Below are 16,420 nucleotides of genomic sequence, written 5' to 3' on the forward strand. Positions count from 1 at the left end.
AAAATATGCGTGATGCGTAGGATTAAGCGACCGTCCTCCGGCTCAACACCCTAGGACGCCGGACGGGCGCACGCGAGTCGTGTAACGACGAGTGTTGTAACACGTTCCTGCATTCCGCTAGCCATCGACCTAGCTTTTCCCAGCCGATTTGATTATCTTCGCGGTTGGAAAAAACCGCCTCTAGTGAAGAACATCCGCAATTTCTGCATCATTGCTCACATCGACCACGGTAAGAGCACCCTGGCCGACCGCCTACTGGAATTCACCCAGACGGTAGCGAAGCGCGATATGCAAGCCCAGCTGCTCGACAACATGGACCTGGAGCGGGAGCGGGGCATCACTATCAAGAGCCACGCCATCCAGATGCAGTATCACTACAAGGGCGAGCAGTATACGCTCAACCTGATTGATACGCCTGGCCACGTTGACTTTAGCTACGAAGTAAGCCGTAGCATCGCCGCCTGCGAAGGTGCCCTACTCATCGTAGATTCCTCGCAAGGTATTGAGGCTCAGACGATATCGAACCTCTACCTAGCTATCGGCTCCGACCTGACCATCATTCCGGTCCTGAATAAAATTGACCTCCCGCACTCCATGCCCGAGGAAGTGTCCGACGAAATCGTGGACCTCATTGGCTGCGACCGGGACGAAATCATTCACGCTTCCGGCAAAGCAGGCATCGGCATCGAGAACATCCTGAACGCCATCTGCGACCGGATTCCGGCCCCTCAAGGCGATCCACAGGCGCCACTGCAAGCGCTGATTTTCGACTCGGTATTCAACTCATACCGGGGTATCGAGGTTCTGTTCCGCATCAAGAACGGTACCATGCGCAAGGGCGACAAGCTCCGCTTCATGGCGACCGGCAAAGAATACGGCGCCGACGAAATTGGTATCCTAGGGTTGAATCAGGAACCCCGCCCCGAAATGTCGGCTGGTAATGTGGGCTACTTGATTTCAGGTATTAAAGAAGCTCGCGAGGTAAAGGTTGGGGATACGATTACCAACGTTATCAACCCAACTAAAGAAGCCATTCACGGCTTCGAGGATGTGAAGCCGATGGTATTCGCGGGTATCTACCCCGTCGAGACCAGCGAGTATGAGGAGCTGCGCGCCAGCATGGAAAAGCTTCAGCTCAACGATGCCGCCCTCGTGTGGGAACCCGAAACTTCAGCGGCCCTAGGCTTCGGTTTTCGTTGTGGCTTCCTGGGTATGCTGCACATGGAAATCGTGCAGGAGCGCCTGGAGCGGGAGTTCAACATGACGGTGATTACCACCGTGCCCTCGGTGCAGTTCCACGCCATCGGCACCAAAGATCAGCTTATGATTGTGAACGCGCCGTCGGAGATGCCGGAGCCGAACAACATGAAGTACATCGAGGAGCCGTTCATCAAAGCCCAGATCATCACGGCTTCGGAGTATGTAGGTGCTATCATCACGCTGTGCATGGACAAGCGCGGCATCATCAAGGGCCAGAGCTACCTGACTTCCGAGCGGGTAGAGCTGAACTTCGAGCTGCCGCTGTCGGAAATCGTGTTCGACTTCTTCGACAAGCTCAAAACCATCAGCCGCGGCTACGCCTCGCTCGATTACGAGCTGATCGGCTTCCGCCAGTCGGACATGGTGAAGCTCGACATCATGCTCAACGGCGAGAAGGTCGACGCGCTGTCGGCCATCGTGCACCGCTCCAAGAGCTACGACTGGGGTCGGCGCCTCTGCGAAAAACTCCGCGAATTGCTGCCCCGCCAGATGTTCGAAATTGCCATTCAGGCGAGTATCGGGCAAAAGATTATTGCCCGCGAAACCGTGAAAGCCCTGCGCAAGAACGTAATTGCCAAGTGCTACGGCGGTGACATCTCGCGGAAACGCAAATTGCTTGAAAAGCAGAAAGAAGGAAAGAAGCGGATGCGCCAAGTGGGCTCCGTCGAAATCCCGCAGGAAGCCTTCCTCGCCGTACTAAAAATCGATTAACCCAAAACGCGCCCTAGCCGGGCGCGTTTTTTTTGCGCTCATTGTAACTTCTTTTTCCTTTTCACCTCATACACTTCTTGACACGGCGTGCTATGACAACTTCAAAACCATGTCCGAGAACCTCACCAAGAACTGTACGAACGAAGCACAGCTAGAAAAAATCCGCAAAGGACAAGAGCGCAAGTTTCGCTGGAGGGACGATTGGCCCGCCATGGAAAAAGCTATTATGGCTGCTGGTGCCACCGCTATTGCTGCCTACGAAGACAAGCACAAACAAGAACCACACGCATAAAGGAATACCGCATGACCACTGCCCCCGAACCGACTCCCTACCAGCTCATCGACGGTAAGAAAACCGCCGAGGACATTAAAGTTGAAATTGCCGCCGAAGTAGACTCGCTGAAAGCTGCCGGCCAGAAAGTGCCGCACCTAGCGGCCATTCTCGTCGGCCACGACGGTGGTTCTGAAACGTACGTGCGCAACAAAGTGCTGGCCTGCGAGCGAGTAGGCTTTGGCTCCACGCTGCTCCGCTACGAAGATGATATCACCGAAGCAGAGTTGTTGGCAAAGGTAGAGGAGCTAAATCAGGATCCGGAAATAGACGGCTTCATTGTGCAGCTGCCGTTGCCCAAGCACATCGACCCAGATAAGGTGATTGAAACTATTCGGCCGGAGAAGGACGTCGATGGTTTTCACCCCATGAACCTAGGCCGGATGGTGGCCGGTTTGCCGGCGTTATTGCCCGCTACGCCTTCGGGTATTGTGGAGCTGCTGGCTCGCTACAACATCAAAACCAGCGGCAAGCATTGCGTAGTAATCGGTCGCAGTAACATTGTGGGCACGCCCGTTAGCATTCTGCTTGCCAAAAACTTAGAGCCTGGTAACTGTACTGTTACTTTATGCCACTCGCGTACGAAAGACCTAGCCAGCATCGTGCAGCAAGCCGACATCGTAGTAGCCGCTCTGGGCAAGCCGGAGTTTGTGACGGCCGACATGGTGCGGCCCGGTGCCGTGGTTATCGACGTTGGCACGACGCGGGTGGAGGATGCTAACCGCAAGTCGGGCTTTGTGCTGAAGGGCGACGTCAACTTTGCGGAAGTGGCGCCTAAGGCTAGCTATATTACTCCCGTACCCGGTGGCGTTGGTCCCATGACTATTGCCATGCTGCTCCGCAATACATTGCGCGCGGCGAAAGGCGAAGTTTATCCACGCTAAAAGCGAATTGAATGGCCGGATTCTGCAAAGATTCCGGCCGTTCTAGTACTTTTAAGGTCTAACTATCAGCTAACGGCGGACTTTTTTTGCGGTCCGGTTGTTGTATCACGAATAGTTGGCTCTATTAGTTTTTTCGCTTTGCTACACTCACTTTCTATACTTGCGCCGTCTGTTGAGCCCACGACGGCCGTGGCCCTGCCCCTCATGGAGCAGTTCTACACAATTCAGGGCGAGGGATACAATACTGGCCGGGCGGCCTACTTTCTGCGCCTAGGTGGCTGCGACGTAGGCTGCGTGTGGTGCGACGTGAAAGAGTCGTGGGATGCAGACCAGCACCCACGCGTAGCCATTACCGATATGGTAACGGCTGTTACGGCGTACCCAGGCCGCAACGTCGTGATTACCGGCGGAGAACCGCTCATGCACGACCTCACAGCCCTTACTGGTGCGCTCAAAGAGGCCGGTTGCCAAACGTGGATTGAAACCTCCGGTGCCTATCCGCTTACCGGGCAATGGGATTGGATTTGCGTGTCGCCCAAAAAATTCAAAGCGCCACTGCCCCAAGTGCTCCAACAGGCAAATGAGTTGAAGATCATTGTCTTCAATAAGAGTGATTTCGCCTGGGCCGAGCAGCATGCCGCACAGGTGGGCGAGCATACCCGCTTATACTTACAGCCCGAGTGGAGCAAAGCCACCGCCATGATGCCGCTCATTGTCGACTATGTGAAGGAGCACCCCCAGTGGCAAGTTTCCTTGCAGACTCACAAATTTCTCGACATTCCGTAGGTCTTCTGCTACTACATGCGCCGTTTGCTTTCTGCTTCCTTACTGCTATCCTTAGCAGTTTTATCACCCACGTTGGCTCAGGCGCAAGCCAAACTTGCGTCTACGAACACGAAGGCAAACAACCTGTGGGAGAAAGCGCAGGAGCAATCTACTGCTCGCGATTTTCCGAAGGCTATTGAGACACTGACCCAGCTCAATGAGAAGTTTCCGTCGTTGCCGGAGCCGTTCATTAAAAAAGGCTCTTTACTGAAGGCCATGGGCGAGAACCAAGCTGCCTTTGAGGCCTACCGGGACGGCTTATCGAAGGCCTCGCTTGATCCGGCACGTGCAACCGACTATTACACGTTGGGTGAGCTAGCTATGTCATTTGGCGACTATACAACGGCCGCCGACAGCTATAAGAAGTATTTGAAAGTGGCGCCTAAGGTGCAACGCTACCAACCCCGGGCTCAGCGCCAATTGCTAAACTGTGAGTTTGCTGCCAAGGCCATGGCCAACCCCATCGGCATAACACCTACTCGTTTAGGTGAGCCGCTCAATAACTTTCGGTATCAGTACTTTCCGGCGCTTACGGCCGACAATCGGTTCTTGCTCTTCACCGGGCGATTGAAAGTTGATAACGGCGAAGACCTGTACATCAGCCGGCAGGAAAAGGATGGAGGCTTTGGGGCACCGGTTTCTATTTCCCCCATCATTAATACAGCTTATAACGAAGGCGCCGCCACGATTTCGGGCGATGGCAAAACGCTGGTGTTTGTATCGTGTGATCGGCCCGGTTCGCTTGGTACCTGCGACCTATATATCTCGCGTCGCACGGGCAACAATTGGAGCAAACCCTTGAACCTAGGTCGCAACGTGAACTCGCCGGCCTGGGACTCGCAACCTACGTTGTCAGCCGACGGGCGCACGCTGTACTTTACCTCTGACCGGCGCGGTGGCCTAGGCCAAGAAGATATTTACGTAACGACGTTGCAGCCCGATGGTACGTGGAGCGTAGCGCGTAACCTAGGGGCTCCCGTGAACACGTCAGGCAAAGACATGGCCCCGTTCATTCACGCTAGCGGCACCACGCTCTACTACGTGACTGATGGCTTGGTGGGCATGGGCGGACTCGATGTGTACCGGTGCGAGCTGGAAGGCAGTAGCAAATGGAGTACGCCGCAGAACCTAGGGTATCCGCTTAATACCTTCGAGAACGAAGCTTCACTTTTTATCACCTCGGATAATAAACGCGGTTTCTGCTCCCGCTCGCGGGCCAACGAGCCAGGTGCGAAGTCGGACCGCGACCGACCAGTAGAGTTGTTTGGGTTTGAAGTGCCCAAGCAGGTGCAGGCCCGCGAAACTAGCACTTACACCCAAGGGCGGGTGTTCGATGCCATCACGAAGAAGCCCATCAAGGCGGATGTGCAGCTCTATGATCTTAATTCTGATGAGCTTACTCAGTTTGTGACCTCTGACCCCGAAGTAGGCGATTACACCGTGGTGCTCAACGAAGGCCGGCAGTACGCCATGTACGCCGCCGCCGACAAGTACCTGATGAAGAGCTTAAGCTTCGACTACACCGACAAACGCAATTTCGACCCGCTCACGCTCGACATCTACCTGGAGCCAGTGCGGGCCGGTCGCAGCATTGTGCTCAACAATTTGTTCTTCGATACAAACCAGTATGAGCTGAAGCGGAAGTCGCAGACGGAGCTAAACCGGCTGATTCAGTTCATGCAGCAATACCGCGAAATTCAAGTCGAGATATCAGGCCATACGGATGATGTAGGCGCTGATGCCGACAACATGGCTTTGTCGCAGAACCGGGCCCGCTCTGTGTACAACTACCTCGTCAAACAGGGCTTGCCCGAAGCTAGGTTGCGCTTCAAAGGCTACGGTGAAACGAAGCCGCTTGCGCCAAACGATTCGGAGGCTCACCGCCAACAGAACAGGCGTATTGAGCTGCGAATTCTATAGCTCGCTCAGTTAGCTCACCCAACAACAGTCCCGATGATGTACATCATCGGGACTTTTTTATTTATAGTATTCCTTTCTGATTGGACTATAGAAAGGTTGATAATGAGAAACATTAGATGATCTAGTGAAAGTAACGAATTAGAATAGTTATAAAAATTAATATTATTGTTAAATATGAATTGATACATTTGCTGATGCTTAGCCAATAGCGTTTAGCAAAGAATACACATTTCATCTATTGGTAGGCAAGCATTTTTATTCACCCATTACCTTGATTTCACTACAGCATTCCAACACTTACTATTATGCTAAAACTTTGTCTCCTGGCGATTACCGTATTTACCCTGCACAGCGCAGGTGGTGATACCGACCGAACTTCCTCCGACAATCCGCCTTCCATTCACGCCCGCGCTGTAAGCATGGCCCGTGCGCTGGCCGCTAGAGTGAATCTGGAGGAAGGGCAATACGTGAAGGTAAAGCAGCTCAATGAGCAGATGTTAAACGAAGTAGAGGGCCTAAAAAATGAGTATGCTGCCGATCAAGCTACTTTAGACCTGCACCTAGCCGCTACCCAGACCCGCTACAACGCCGCTTTGCTAGAACTACTACGGCCCGCTCAGCTTAGCTTGTACCAACAAGCACGGAGTAGCATGACTGCCCTGATTAACCCCACGAAATAGCTCCCACTCCTAACAAAAAAAGCTAGCTTCTAGCTGGTCTCTTTAGCCAGCTAGAAGCTAGCTTTCTTTGTTAGGGTAAAAAGAGAGAAGGTTGGTCACAAAGTTCATAGACAGCAAAAGATCCCCAAACCGGCTCTATAAAAATAAGCTCAACGATTGAATAAAATCTATACATGAAAAAATAGTGATAATTCTTTTAATTATACTTAACTTATTATATATTTAACTGTGTAATGCAAATACAGATGGTTTCGGAGGCAATGGTTTCGAAGCTCGCCAGGAGCGTTGCACAGTTGGTCTTCACTTTCTTTCACTTCCCACTCTAAACTTCCACCACCATGAAAAAAAGCTACTGCGCCCTAGGGCTTCTATTGAGCCTGAGTGCTCCGCTTGCCACCCAAGCCGGACAGGGCAACGACAATGTTACCAACCGCGCCACCACCATGACCCGGCAGATCGCCAGCAAAGTGAAGCTGAGCGAAGGACAGTACGTGAAAGTTCGGAAGCTTAACCTGCAAATGCTTACGGCCGTGGCTGAGCTAAAGAACCAATACGCCAGCGACCCTACCACGCTCGACGAGCGCATGGCCGAAGTGCAGATGCATTATGAATGGGACATGGCCGCTATCCTATGGCCTAACCAAATGACCGCCTACAACCAGGCTAAGTCGACGATGACGGCACTTTCCATCCACTAGGCTAGAAGAACCTAGGTGCACAAAAAAAGCCCGCAACTAGCGGGCTTTTTTTGTGGTCTAACCAATGGCAAACTAGCGCTGACCAATTTCTACGTAGTCGCGCTCGGTGGCGCCGGTGTAGATTTGACGGGGACGGCCGATTGGCTCCTTGTTTTCGCGCATCTCTTTCCACTGGGCGATCCAGCCGGGTAGGCGACCCATGGCGAAGAGCACGGTGAACATCTGCGTTGGAATGCCAAGGGCTTTGTAGATGATGCCCGAGTAGAAGTCAACGTTCGGATACAGCTTGCGCTCAACGAAATATGGATCGGTGAGGGCAGCTTGCTCCAACTCTTGTGCAATGGTTAGCAGTGGGTCATTAACACCTAGCTCCTTCAACACTTCGTCGGCGGTTACCTTGATGATCTTGGCGCGCGGGTCGAAGTTTTTATACACGCGGTGGCCGAAGCCCATGAGACGGAACGAATCGTTCTTGTCTTTGGCCTTGTCCACGAACTTCTGCGTGTCGCCACCGTCGCGCTGAATGGCTTCCAGCATCTCAATCACCTCTTGGTTGGCACCACCATGCAGCGGGCCCCACAGGGCGTTGATGCCGGCTGATACCGAGCCGTAGAGGCTAGCATTGGACGAACCTACCAAACGTACCGTCGAGGTAGAGCAGTTTTGCTCGTGGTCGGCGTGCAGGATGAGGAGCTTGTTCAAGGCACGCGCCACCACCGGATTTACTTTGTACTGCTCGGTGGGGAAGCTGAACATCATGTACAGGAAGTTCGAGCAGTAGTCGAGGTCGTTGCGCGGATAGTTCAGCGGGTGACCCATTTGGTTCTTATACGTCCAGGCCGCGATGGTCGAGATTTTCGCCATCAAACGGTAGATGTTCAGGTCAATTTCTTCCTTGCTCTGAACCGGGTCGATGCTCTTTGGGTAAAAGCCTGTGAGTGCGCAAACCAGGCTCGAGAGGATGGCCATGGGGTGAGTGCTGCTCGGAAACCCGTCGAAGATTTTGCGCATATCCTCGTGCACGAGGCTATGCATGGTAATGTTGTAGCTGAAGCTATCCAGCTCCGATTGGGTAGGCAGAGCGCCATAGATCAGCAGGTAGGCTACTTCCAGGAAGCTTGACTTCTCCGCGAGCTGCTCGATAGGATAGCCCCGGTAGCGTAGAATCCCTTCCTCGCCATCGAGAAATGTGATGGCACTCTTCGTAGCGCCCGTGTTCTTGTAGCCCGAGTCGAGGGTTACGTAGCCGGACTGATCACGCAGCTTAGCAATATCAATTGCCTTCTCGTGCTCAGTGCCTTCTGTGACCGGAAAGGAGTAGGTCTTTCCGTCCAGGATAATTTCAGCAGACTCTGCCATAGGGGATAGTTGGAGGTGGTGATGAGGCGAAACTAAAGAATTAGCCGTAAGGCCAAAAGTCAAAGACGATTTGAATACTATACTACAAGCTGAGCGGGGTTGTTGTTTGTACGTTCAAAACTTGCTATGCGGCAAGATAGGGCTAATCTTAACGCAGGCGGCAGCGAAGCACAAGAGAAACTTCCATCTAGCTGTAAGACTTCTGAAAACGTTTCGACTGTATCGCACTCGTACTGACACGCACTGCTGAAGTAGGCTGCCTAGGGGAGGAAAAATACTGGCAGTAGTTTTCAGCGTGATACGCGCCTGCTGGTATAGTCGCACAGATGATTTGGATGGTTTGGGCTACGACACGGATCAGACCCCCACAGCCGTAGCCAGCAGATTGAGCTAGGCGCAAAATACCTAGGTCAGGACAACTCGCAGGGGATGGGGCCAGTACACCAAGCTAGTACTGGCTGCTTAGAACAAATGAAGTATAACCTACTCGGAAAGTCTGATCTACGCGTCAGCGAAATAAGCTTCGGCTGCATGTCGCTGGGGGAAGACCACGCCGCCAATGCTCGGCTGCTGCACCACGCGCTGGACAATGGCATCAACTACTTCGATACTGCCGACCTCTACCAGCAAGGCGCAAACGAGGTGATCGTAGGCAAAGCTTTCCAGGGCCAGCGCGACAAGGTGGTCCTAGCTACCAAAGTTGGGAACCAATGGCGCCCCGATGGCAGCGGCTGGGATTGGAATGCTAGTAAAAGCTACATCTTGCAAGCCGTCGACAAAAGCTTACAGCGCCTTCAAACAGACTACATTGACCTCTATCAACTGCACGGCGGCACGCTCGACGACCCGCTTGACGAGACAATGGAGGCCTTTGAGCAACTCGTGCAGCAGGGCAAGATTCGGTACTACGGCATTTCTTCTATTCGGCCCAATGTGATTCGGGAATACGTGCAACGCTCCAACATTGTGAGCGTGATGATGCAGTATAGCCTGCTCGACCGCCGCCCGGAAGAAAGTAGCCTGGCTTTGTTGCAGGAACACCAAATTAGTGTGCTGGCGCGCGGGAGCTATGCGCAAGGGCTGTTACTTGGCAAGCCAGCGAAGGAATACCTAGGTCATAGCCCAGAGCAAGTAGCGAAAGCAGCAACCGCTGTTAAAGAAATAGCCGGGGCGGGGCGGACTGCGGCGGAAGTAGCCGTGCGGGTTGCGTTGGCGTCGTCAGTAGTAGCTTCGGCCGTGCTCGGTATCCGCACCGATGAGCAGCTGCAAGAAGCACTTTGGGTAGCAAAAGCACCAGCCCTGACAGCGCCAGAACTTGATGCGCTGCGCAGTGCGGTGCTGCCCATTCGCTACGAGCAACACCGCTAATACAGGAAGCTAGGTAGCAGTTGAAGCCTGTGCTTAGTTGGCCGTTTTTGTTTTCACTGTGCCATCGTCGGCGTCTCGCTTGACGACGTTGCCTTCGGCATCTTTGACCTTGATGTCGCCGTCTGCTTGCTTCTTGATCTTGCTGCCGTCCGCGCCTTTTACCGTGGTACCAGCAGGTAGATCAGCGGCTTGCTCCATAGCGGAAGATTTCTCTTGTGAGCAGGCGGTAAAAGTCGTCGTGGCGACGCAACCGAGTAGGATAAGTAGCGCTTTCATGGGTAAGTGAGAACAAGAGTAAGAAGCTAGTTCTGTTCTACGCATACCCAGGGTTACTGTTGTGCTTCGGCCTGCTGGCAGTCAGCAGGTGCCCTGGAGGCTAGGGGCCTTTTACTTGCCAATGCAGAACTGCGTGAAGATGCTGGTCAGCAAATCGTCGGAAGATATTTCGCCGGTGATTTCGCCCAGCGCCGCCAGGGCTTGGCGTAAGTCGGCCGCTACCAACTCCGTGCCCGTGCCCATGCTTAGTCCCACCAGCACGGCATCCAATGCCGCCGCCGTAGCCTCGAGGCTGCGGACGTGCCGTAGGTTCGTAACGATGGTTGTAGCGCCCGTTTGGTCGAGCCCTTCGCCCCGAACCCGGGCGAGTAGGGCGTTTTGCAACTCCTCCATACCATCACCACGGGCAGCAGCGACGAGCACCGTGTTTGGTTGACTGCGGAAGCTGTCAATTTGCGCCGCCGAAGCTAGGTCTAGCTTGTTGCCAACAATCAACGTTGGAATCCGCTGATCAGGAGTTAGCGCCTCTAGTTCTACTTTAACTTCATAAGGAGTACTATCCGTAATATCAACGAGATAGATGAGCAAAGCGGCCTGCTGTACGCGCTTGCGCGTACGCTCCACGCCAATGGATTCCACCACGTCGGTAGTTTCGCGCAAGCCGGCCGTATCCACGAACCGGAAGCGAATTCCGTCAAGACTTACTTCGTCCTCAATCAGGTCGCGGGTGGTGCCAGCCACGGCCGAAACGATGGCGCGCTCCTCATTGAGCAGGGCGTTGAGCAACGTTGATTTGCCCGCGTTGGGCTTGCCAGCAATAACCGTAGTCACGCCGTTCTTGATGACGTTGCCTAGCTCAAAGGAGCGCAACAAGCGCCGCACCAGCGCCTGTACTTCTTGCAGAAGCGCTACCAAACCTGTGCGGTCGGCAAACTCCACGTCTTCTTCGCCGAAGTCCAACTCTAGTTCCAGCAAGGCTGCGAACTGCACCAACCTCGCCCGCAAGGCGCGCAGCTCCTGCGAGAAACCACCACGCATTTGCTGCATGGCCACTTGGTGCGACAAGGCCGAGTCGGCGGCAATCAGGTCCGCTACAGCTTCGGCTTGGGCCAGGTCGAAGGCACCGTGCAGAAAGGCACGCTTCGTGAACTCGCCGGCTTCCGCTAAGCGGGCACCACGCCGGGTCAGCAAGCCTAGGAGTTGCTGCACGATGTAATCAGAGCCGTGGCAGCTGATTTCCACTACATCTTCTCGGGTGTACGAGTGGGGCGCCCGGAAAAGGGAAACAACCACCTCATCCAAGATCCGCTCCCCGTCGCGGATGGTGCCATAGTGGAGGGTGTGGCCGGGCTGGTCGCGCAGAAGCTTGCCGGCAAATACTTCGTCGGTGAGGGCAACGGCCTTCGGGCCCGAGAGGCGCACAAGGGCGATTGCCCCCGCGCCCGGCGGTGTGGACAGCGCCACAATGGTATCGGAAAGAACAGGAGGTAAGAAAGCAGCCACAGCTAATAGGGAATGAACGCCGCAAAGGTAAGCAGCCAGTAGCGCGAAGCTTCGCCCCGCGTAAGGTAGAACAACAGGCTGCCAGGCAGAGGTTCTATCGGCTGATCAAGGCTGCGCCAATTGCCTCGCTACGCCACAAAAAGATTGCGGCTTACCTCGGCTGATATTAACGTCTTGCGTTGTTTGTCTACTCTGATTTCCAGCGAGTTATCGAACATGGCTTTGTCCAATACTTCAATACGAGTACCTAAGCCTAGCCCTGCCTTATCAAGGTATTGGAGAAACTGCGGCGAGGTGTTTCGGACTGCTACCAAGGTGCCGCAGTCGCCAGGATTGAGGTCAGCGAGCAGGCGGTTGGGAGGCCGCCGCATGTTGCCGTCTTCCGTTGGAATGGGGTCGCCATGGGGGTCGATTTGAGGAAAGCCCAGAAACTCATCGAGGCGGCTAATGAGTAGCGGCGACTGGAGGTGCTCCATTTCCTCGGCTACATCGTGCACCTCATCCCAGCTAAACCCTAGCTTCTGCACCAAAAATACTTCCCACAGCCGGTGCTTCCGGATGGTGAGCAGGGCCACCTGTTGGCCTTCGCGCGTGAGCGATACGCCGCGGTAGCGTTGGTAGTGTAGCAGGCCTTTTTCCCCGAGGCGGCGCAGCATATCCGTCACCGAGGCCGCCCGCGTTTGCAGCACGTCCGCAATGCGGTTGGTGCTGACCTCGGTGCCGGGCTCCGCCTCTGAAAGCTTATAGATGGCCTTTAAATAATTTTCCTCGGTGTGGCTAGGCATTTCTTTCTGTGTAAAACTAAAACGTCATGCTGAGCGTGCCGAAGCATCTCTACCGCGCAGTGGTAATTAGATTTACTTTGGCAGTAAAGATGCTTCGGTACGCTCAGCATGACGTGCTGACAAGGCTTACCACCGAGGTTACCACTTAATTAAAGCAGAAGCCCAGGTGAAGCCCGAACCAAAGGCCGCTAGGCACACCAGGTCGCCGGGCTTAACGCGGCCTTCCTGTACGGCTTCGCTCAACGCAATTGGGATGGAAGCGGCCGTGGTGTTGCCATAACGCTGAATATTGCTGAAGATTTTGTCGTCCGTGAGGCCCATCTTCTGCTGCACGTACTGCGTGATGCGCAAGTTGGCTTGGTGCGGAATGAGCATATCGATGTCCTGAGGCTGGTAGCCGTTCTGGTCGAGGGCTTCCTTGATGACCTGTGGGAAGCGCACCACGGCGTGCTTAAACACGTTTTGGCCGTTCATGTATGGGTACATGTCGGGCTCATTTTCAATGGCTACCTGTACACGGTTTTCGCGGTTCGAGCCAGGCTCTTTCACGATCAGCTCCTCGGCGTGCTCGCCCTGGGAGTGCAGGTGCGTGCTCAGGATACCGTGACCCTCCCGGGTGCTGGGCCGCAGTACCACGGCACCGGCGCCATCCCCAAAAATAACGGACACGGCGCGGCCACGCGTCGATTTATCCAAGCCCGAGGAGTGAATCTCGGAGCCCACGACCAGCACTGTATCGTACATGCCCGTCTTGATGAACTGGTCGGCCATCGAGAGGGAGTAAATGAAGCCGGAGCACTGGTTGCGCACGTCGAAGGCGGGGGTGGTGCCTTTCATGCCCATTTCGCGCTGCAACAGCACGCCCGAGCCGGGAAACACGTAATCGGGCGACAGGGTCGCGAATACGATGAGTTGCACGTCGTCGGGGGTGAGGCCGGCCGCGTCGAGGGCGCGCTGCGCGGCTTTGGCGCCCATGTTGGAAGTAGTATCAACGCCCTCCGTAAACCAGCGGCGCTCCTGAATGCCGGTCCGCTCCTGAATCCACGCGTCGGAGGTTTCCATAAGTTGTTCAATGTCCGCGTTGCGGACTACACGGTCGGGAACGTAATGGCCGACGCCAGCAATTTCGGAATAACGGAGAGAGGACATAAGCTAGGTTCGTTGGGCGGGTGGAATAGGGAGGAAAGTCAGTCGAAACTACAGAAAGTAAACAACAATTGGCTTTTGGGTGACAAGCGGGCGGCAAAGGTCGGGAGTTACGGCAGAGAATCCACTATTTGCCACAATTTCGCTGTTTCTGTTTGCCAGAAGGCTTCCTGCGGGATACCATCGGGATAAAATGCGCGCCCGGCCAAGAAATCAGCTATGCCGCTAGGAGGAAACCCTTCGGCGAACGGAACAGTGGCCCCCGCTTTATACCGACGTACCAGTTCTTGCCACAGCGGGTTTTTCGGAATTAACACGGGCAGGCCGGAGGCTAGGTATTCGTAGAGCTTAGTGGGGATGCAGTCCCAGGAGCTAGGGTGCGGACGGTAAGGCAGCAGCCCAAGATGGCTCCGCCCAATTTCGCGCACGATGTCGCGGTGCGAAACAAGCGTATCGCCGCCAACCACCCGAAGCCAGCTACTATGTGTTACGGCGATTTCGCGCAGGTAGCGTTGTTCCTCCGGCTGCTGGCAAAAACCAATAATCGTTAGTTCTACTTGCGGCCAAGCACTACGCAATGCGCTGGCAAACGCAACGGCCTCGTACACCCCGTTCAGCTTCGAAATAGTGCCCGAAAACAACAAGCGAAGCGGTTCCCCCACTACCGGCAGCGAGCGGTTCGCGCAAGCTACCGGTTCGCCCGGCTGCGGCTCGTACTTGTTTTCCAGCACCACTGTATGCGCGGGCGTGGCAAATGGCAGCTCGTCGGCGTAGCTGCGTTCCGCTAGAATAAGCTTGGCCGCGCGCCCGGCGGCGGCAGTTTCCACCCAGCGCACTAGCCCCGCCAACGTCCGACGCACCCAGCTAGGGTACACTTGTTGGGTCTGAATGTTGAGGGCGTAGTTCTCGCGCACGTCGTAGAGGAAGCTGCGGCCCCGACCTAGGCCACGCCATAGCAGCGTGAGCGGCAATAATTCCGGCGCGTGTACGATTACCAACCTTGGTTTCAACTGGCGCAACAGCTGCCAATAGCGCCATTGGGCTGCTAGCCGGCCTAGGCTCAGGCGTGAGCCGGCCAGCAGTTCGTGCGTCTGCAGATTTGCAGGGGCATTGGCAGGCCTAGGTGCCCGCCGCCCGGCCACGTGCACCGTTAGCTCGGGCCTACTTGCCAAGGTGCGCCCAAACTTGCCGAACATGCGCGTGTCGTCCAAGGGTTTCAGCACGGAAGCCAGGAGCAAGGAGGAAGGCGCCATGGTTGCGGCCAAAGAAGCTAGGTAGGTTTAACAGAACCAAAACGGGTGGCTAAGTTACCACCGAACTTTCTCTGCCAACATAAAAGCCGGGAAGTGCTACTACGGTAGCGCCTCCCGGCTAGGTGTATCGGCGGAAGCATACCCCCTTCAACAGGAGGCCGCCTGCCGTGCGGTACGCACTTGTCACTCAACAAGCAGGCGGCGTACGCCGTGCGCCGCACCCACTTGCACGTGTACGACATACATCCCTTGGGCTAACCCCGACAGGGCTAGCTCCTGACGCAAGCCCCCAGCCGATAAGGCTCCCGCCTGAGTGCGTACCGTGCGCCCAAGAGCGTCGATCAGTGTGAGGGTAGCTTGGGTGGCGCCGGGCCTGGCGGGAAGCTGCACCGTAACGCTTGTGCGGGCTGGGTTTGGACTCAGACTTAATTCTGCCAGCGGCTCCGACGAGTGCGCTGCCAATAGAATATTGCAAGAAGTGGGGCCACTGGCGGGGCTTTGCGCCGTGAAGAAAGGACTTTGGTTTAGCGTGGCCTGCTCACTAGCGCGCAGGTAAGTAGCGGGGTACGGAATGTAGCCCAGCCACATCAGGTCGTTGTAGTCGCAAGTGCTCTGGCCTTCGTCGCAACCGGGCGGATGGGGTAAGCCGAAAGCATGACCTAGCTCGTGGCCTAGGCCGCCCACCCACCGGCAGGGCGGGTACTGCACCGGCTCCGGCTCATTGGGGCACATGCGGATGGCTGGTTGGCCCACGAGTCCGCGCAAGTCGTTGGAGTTAACGACCAATACCCCGCCACCGCCGCACCCGCCGCATTGACCACAGGTTGATTCGGCGTCGATGTAGATGGCGTACACGTAGTTGGGGTCGTAGTAAGTGCCGCCGGTGAGCGCAAAAACATCCTGGGCCGCATTGTAGTAGAATTGGGCGAAGGTCGAGCCATTGGGGTTTGTTTGGTACCAGGAAACTGGGTGCGTAGTCTGATACGTCTCGACCACGGGCGAGTGCAGGGTGAAGGTTTTCGTGTTGCCGAGTTGCTGCTGGTACCAGCGCCGCAGGTCGCGGGCTGCATTGGCAATGGCACCGGCATAAACCGGGTTGATGGTTCGGTCGCTCGGTACCAAATAAATAAGCCGAACTTCCGGCGTAATCGCGCCCGTACGGGCCACCTGTAGGCCCGCTAGCTTTCCAATAAGATCAGCACCCGGCTTGCTCAGCGCCTCGGGGCGGCACCAGTGCAAATCATTGGGCGCAGGCGGCGTGGCCGAGCCTTGCTGAGCCGAGGTGAAGTGCCCCAGGAACAGCAAAAAAAGCAACGCAACTAGTCGGAACAGTCGCCCAGAATAAACCGGCCGACCTAGCGTATGAGCGCTAGCTGACGAGTAAGCCATAGCGAACAGAGGCTGGAGCAGGGTGGCGGATG

Annotated in this window: 15 protein-coding genes; 8 read left to right on the plus strand and 7 right to left on the minus strand. The window is 55.4% G+C overall.

Annotated elements, in window-relative coordinates; translation table 11 throughout:
- Window positions 1-183 precede the first annotated feature (183 nt).
- The 7 genes from lepA to BXP70_RS07230 all read left to right on the plus strand — a co-directional run bounded on the left by lepA (window position 184) and on the right by BXP70_RS07230 (window position 7,309).
- A complete protein-coding gene (lepA, locus tag BXP70_RS07195; RefSeq protein WP_086593361.1) occupies window positions 184-1,971 on the plus strand; it encodes a translation elongation factor 4 in 1,788 nt (595 codons plus the stop codon).
- Between the two features lie 109 nt (window positions 1,972-2,080).
- Complete coding sequence (locus tag BXP70_RS07200) at window positions 2,081-2,263, plus strand: hypothetical protein (protein ID WP_086593362.1); 183 nt, start codon at window positions 2,081-2,083, stop codon at window positions 2,261-2,263.
- An 11-nt stretch (window positions 2,264-2,274) separates the two neighbouring features.
- On the plus strand, window positions 2,275-3,186 hold the full coding sequence (locus BXP70_RS07205; RefSeq protein ID WP_086593363.1) for a bifunctional 5,10-methylenetetrahydrofolate dehydrogenase/5,10-methenyltetrahydrofolate cyclohydrolase: 912 nt from the start codon (window positions 2,275-2,277) through the stop codon (window positions 3,184-3,186).
- Window positions 3,187-3,390: 204 nt separating this feature from the next.
- Window positions 3,391-3,972: a 7-carboxy-7-deazaguanine synthase QueE gene (locus BXP70_RS07210; protein WP_086593364.1), complete on the plus strand. Its 582-nt coding sequence runs from the start codon at window positions 3,391-3,393 to the stop codon at window positions 3,970-3,972.
- Between the two features lie 15 nt (window positions 3,973-3,987).
- Complete coding sequence (locus BXP70_RS07215; protein ID WP_086593365.1) at window positions 3,988-5,931, plus strand: OmpA family protein; 1,944 nt, start codon at window positions 3,988-3,990, stop codon at window positions 5,929-5,931.
- Window positions 5,932-6,236: 305 nt separating this feature from the next.
- Window positions 6,237-6,611: a hypothetical protein gene (locus BXP70_RS07225; protein ID WP_086593367.1), complete on the plus strand. Its 375-nt coding sequence runs from the start codon at window positions 6,237-6,239 to the stop codon at window positions 6,609-6,611.
- Window positions 6,612-6,949: 338 nt separating this feature from the next.
- The gene (locus BXP70_RS07230) at window positions 6,950-7,309 is read left to right on the plus strand and encodes a hypothetical protein (RefSeq protein WP_086593368.1); all 360 of its coding nucleotides are present in this window, start codon (window positions 6,950-6,952) and stop codon (window positions 7,307-7,309) included.
- A gap of 72 nt (window positions 7,310-7,381) precedes the next feature.
- On the opposite strand, the gene BXP70_RS07235 is transcribed toward BXP70_RS07230, so the two are convergent.
- Window positions 7,382-8,668, minus strand: coding sequence for a citrate synthase (locus tag BXP70_RS07235; RefSeq protein ID WP_086593369.1), 1,287 nt, complete (start codon window positions 8,666-8,668; stop codon window positions 7,382-7,384).
- A 471-nt stretch (window positions 8,669-9,139) separates the two neighbouring features.
- Between BXP70_RS07235 and BXP70_RS07240 the strand changes: the two genes are divergently transcribed.
- Window positions 9,140-10,036 (plus strand): aldo/keto reductase, encoded by an 897-nt coding sequence (locus tag BXP70_RS07240; RefSeq protein WP_086593370.1) that lies wholly within the window; start codon window positions 9,140-9,142, stop codon window positions 10,034-10,036.
- Between the two features lie 33 nt (window positions 10,037-10,069).
- Here the strand turns inward: BXP70_RS07240 and BXP70_RS07245 are convergent, their stop codons facing one another.
- The 6 genes from BXP70_RS07245 to BXP70_RS07270 all read right to left on the minus strand — a co-directional run bounded on the left by BXP70_RS07245 (window position 10,070) and on the right by BXP70_RS07270 (window position 16,388).
- Complete coding sequence (locus tag BXP70_RS07245; RefSeq protein ID WP_086593371.1) at window positions 10,070-10,312, minus strand: hypothetical protein; 243 nt, start codon at window positions 10,310-10,312, stop codon at window positions 10,070-10,072.
- A 111-nt stretch (window positions 10,313-10,423) separates the two neighbouring features.
- Window positions 10,424-11,815, minus strand: a complete 1,392-nt coding sequence (gene mnmE, locus BXP70_RS07250; protein WP_086593372.1) for a tRNA uridine-5-carboxymethylaminomethyl(34) synthesis GTPase MnmE — start codon at window positions 11,813-11,815, stop codon at window positions 10,424-10,426.
- 128 nt (window positions 11,816-11,943) lie between these two features.
- Window positions 11,944-12,600, minus strand: coding sequence for a metal-dependent transcriptional regulator (locus tag BXP70_RS07255; RefSeq protein ID WP_086593373.1), 657 nt, complete (start codon window positions 12,598-12,600; stop codon window positions 11,944-11,946).
- A 138-nt stretch (window positions 12,601-12,738) separates the two neighbouring features.
- Window positions 12,739-13,749 carry a 3-oxoacyl-ACP synthase III family protein gene (locus BXP70_RS07260; RefSeq protein WP_086593374.1) on the minus strand — a complete coding sequence of 337 codons (1,011 nt, stop codon included), beginning with the start codon at window positions 13,747-13,749 and terminating at the stop codon, window positions 12,739-12,741.
- A gap of 107 nt (window positions 13,750-13,856) precedes the next feature.
- Window positions 13,857-14,999: a glycosyltransferase family protein gene (locus tag BXP70_RS07265; RefSeq protein ID WP_086593375.1), complete on the minus strand. Its 1,143-nt coding sequence runs from the start codon at window positions 14,997-14,999 to the stop codon at window positions 13,857-13,859.
- A gap of 183 nt (window positions 15,000-15,182) precedes the next feature.
- Window positions 15,183-16,388, minus strand: a complete 1,206-nt coding sequence (locus BXP70_RS07270; RefSeq protein ID WP_086593376.1) for a T9SS type A sorting domain-containing protein — start codon at window positions 16,386-16,388, stop codon at window positions 15,183-15,185.
- Window positions 16,389-16,420: the final 32 nt, after the last annotated feature.

It is taken from the genome of Hymenobacter crusticola (genome assembly GCF_002154225.1).
GTDB classification, from domain to species: domain Bacteria; phylum Bacteroidota; class Bacteroidia; order Cytophagales; family Hymenobacteraceae; genus Hymenobacter; species Hymenobacter crusticola.

What these genes read in the sequence shown, in the direction of transcription:
- BXP70_RS07200 (WP_086593362.1), top strand. Translation starts at nt 2,081, where the DNA reads ATGTCCGAGAACCTCACCAAGAACTGTACGAACGAAGCACAGCTAGAA.
- BXP70_RS07205 (WP_086593363.1), top strand. Translation starts at nt 2,275, where the DNA reads ATGACCACTGCCCCCGAACCGACTCCCTACCAGCTCATCGACGGTAAG.
- BXP70_RS07210 (WP_086593364.1), top strand. Translation starts at nt 3,391, where the DNA reads ATGGAGCAGTTCTACACAATTCAGGGCGAGGGATACAATACTGGCCGG.
- BXP70_RS07215 (WP_086593365.1), top strand. Translation starts at nt 3,988, where the DNA reads ATGCGCCGTTTGCTTTCTGCTTCCTTACTGCTATCCTTAGCAGTTTTA.
- BXP70_RS07225 (WP_086593367.1), top strand. Translation starts at nt 6,237, where the DNA reads ATGCTAAAACTTTGTCTCCTGGCGATTACCGTATTTACCCTGCACAGC.
- BXP70_RS07230 (WP_086593368.1), top strand. Translation starts at nt 6,950, where the DNA reads ATGAAAAAAAGCTACTGCGCCCTAGGGCTTCTATTGAGCCTGAGTGCT.
- BXP70_RS07235 (WP_086593369.1), bottom strand. Translation starts at nt 8,668, where the DNA reads ATGGCAGAGTCTGCTGAAATTATCCTGGACGGAAAGACCTACTCCTTT.
- BXP70_RS07240 (WP_086593370.1), top strand. Translation starts at nt 9,140, where the DNA reads ATGAAGTATAACCTACTCGGAAAGTCTGATCTACGCGTCAGCGAAATA.
- BXP70_RS07245 (WP_086593371.1), bottom strand. Translation starts at nt 10,312, where the DNA reads ATGAAAGCGCTACTTATCCTACTCGGTTGCGTCGCCACGACGACTTTT.
- BXP70_RS07255 (WP_086593373.1), bottom strand. Translation starts at nt 12,600, where the DNA reads ATGCCTAGCCACACCGAGGAAAATTATTTAAAGGCCATCTATAAGCTT.
- BXP70_RS07260 (WP_086593374.1), bottom strand. Translation starts at nt 13,749, where the DNA reads ATGTCCTCTCTCCGTTATTCCGAAATTGCTGGCGTCGGCCATTACGTT.
- BXP70_RS07265 (WP_086593375.1), bottom strand. Translation starts at nt 14,999, where the DNA reads ATGGCGCCTTCCTCCTTGCTCCTGGCTTCCGTGCTGAAACCCTTGGAC.
- BXP70_RS07270 (WP_086593376.1), bottom strand. Translation starts at nt 16,388, where the DNA reads ATGGCTTACTCGTCAGCTAGCGCTCATACGCTAGGTCGGCCGGTTTAT.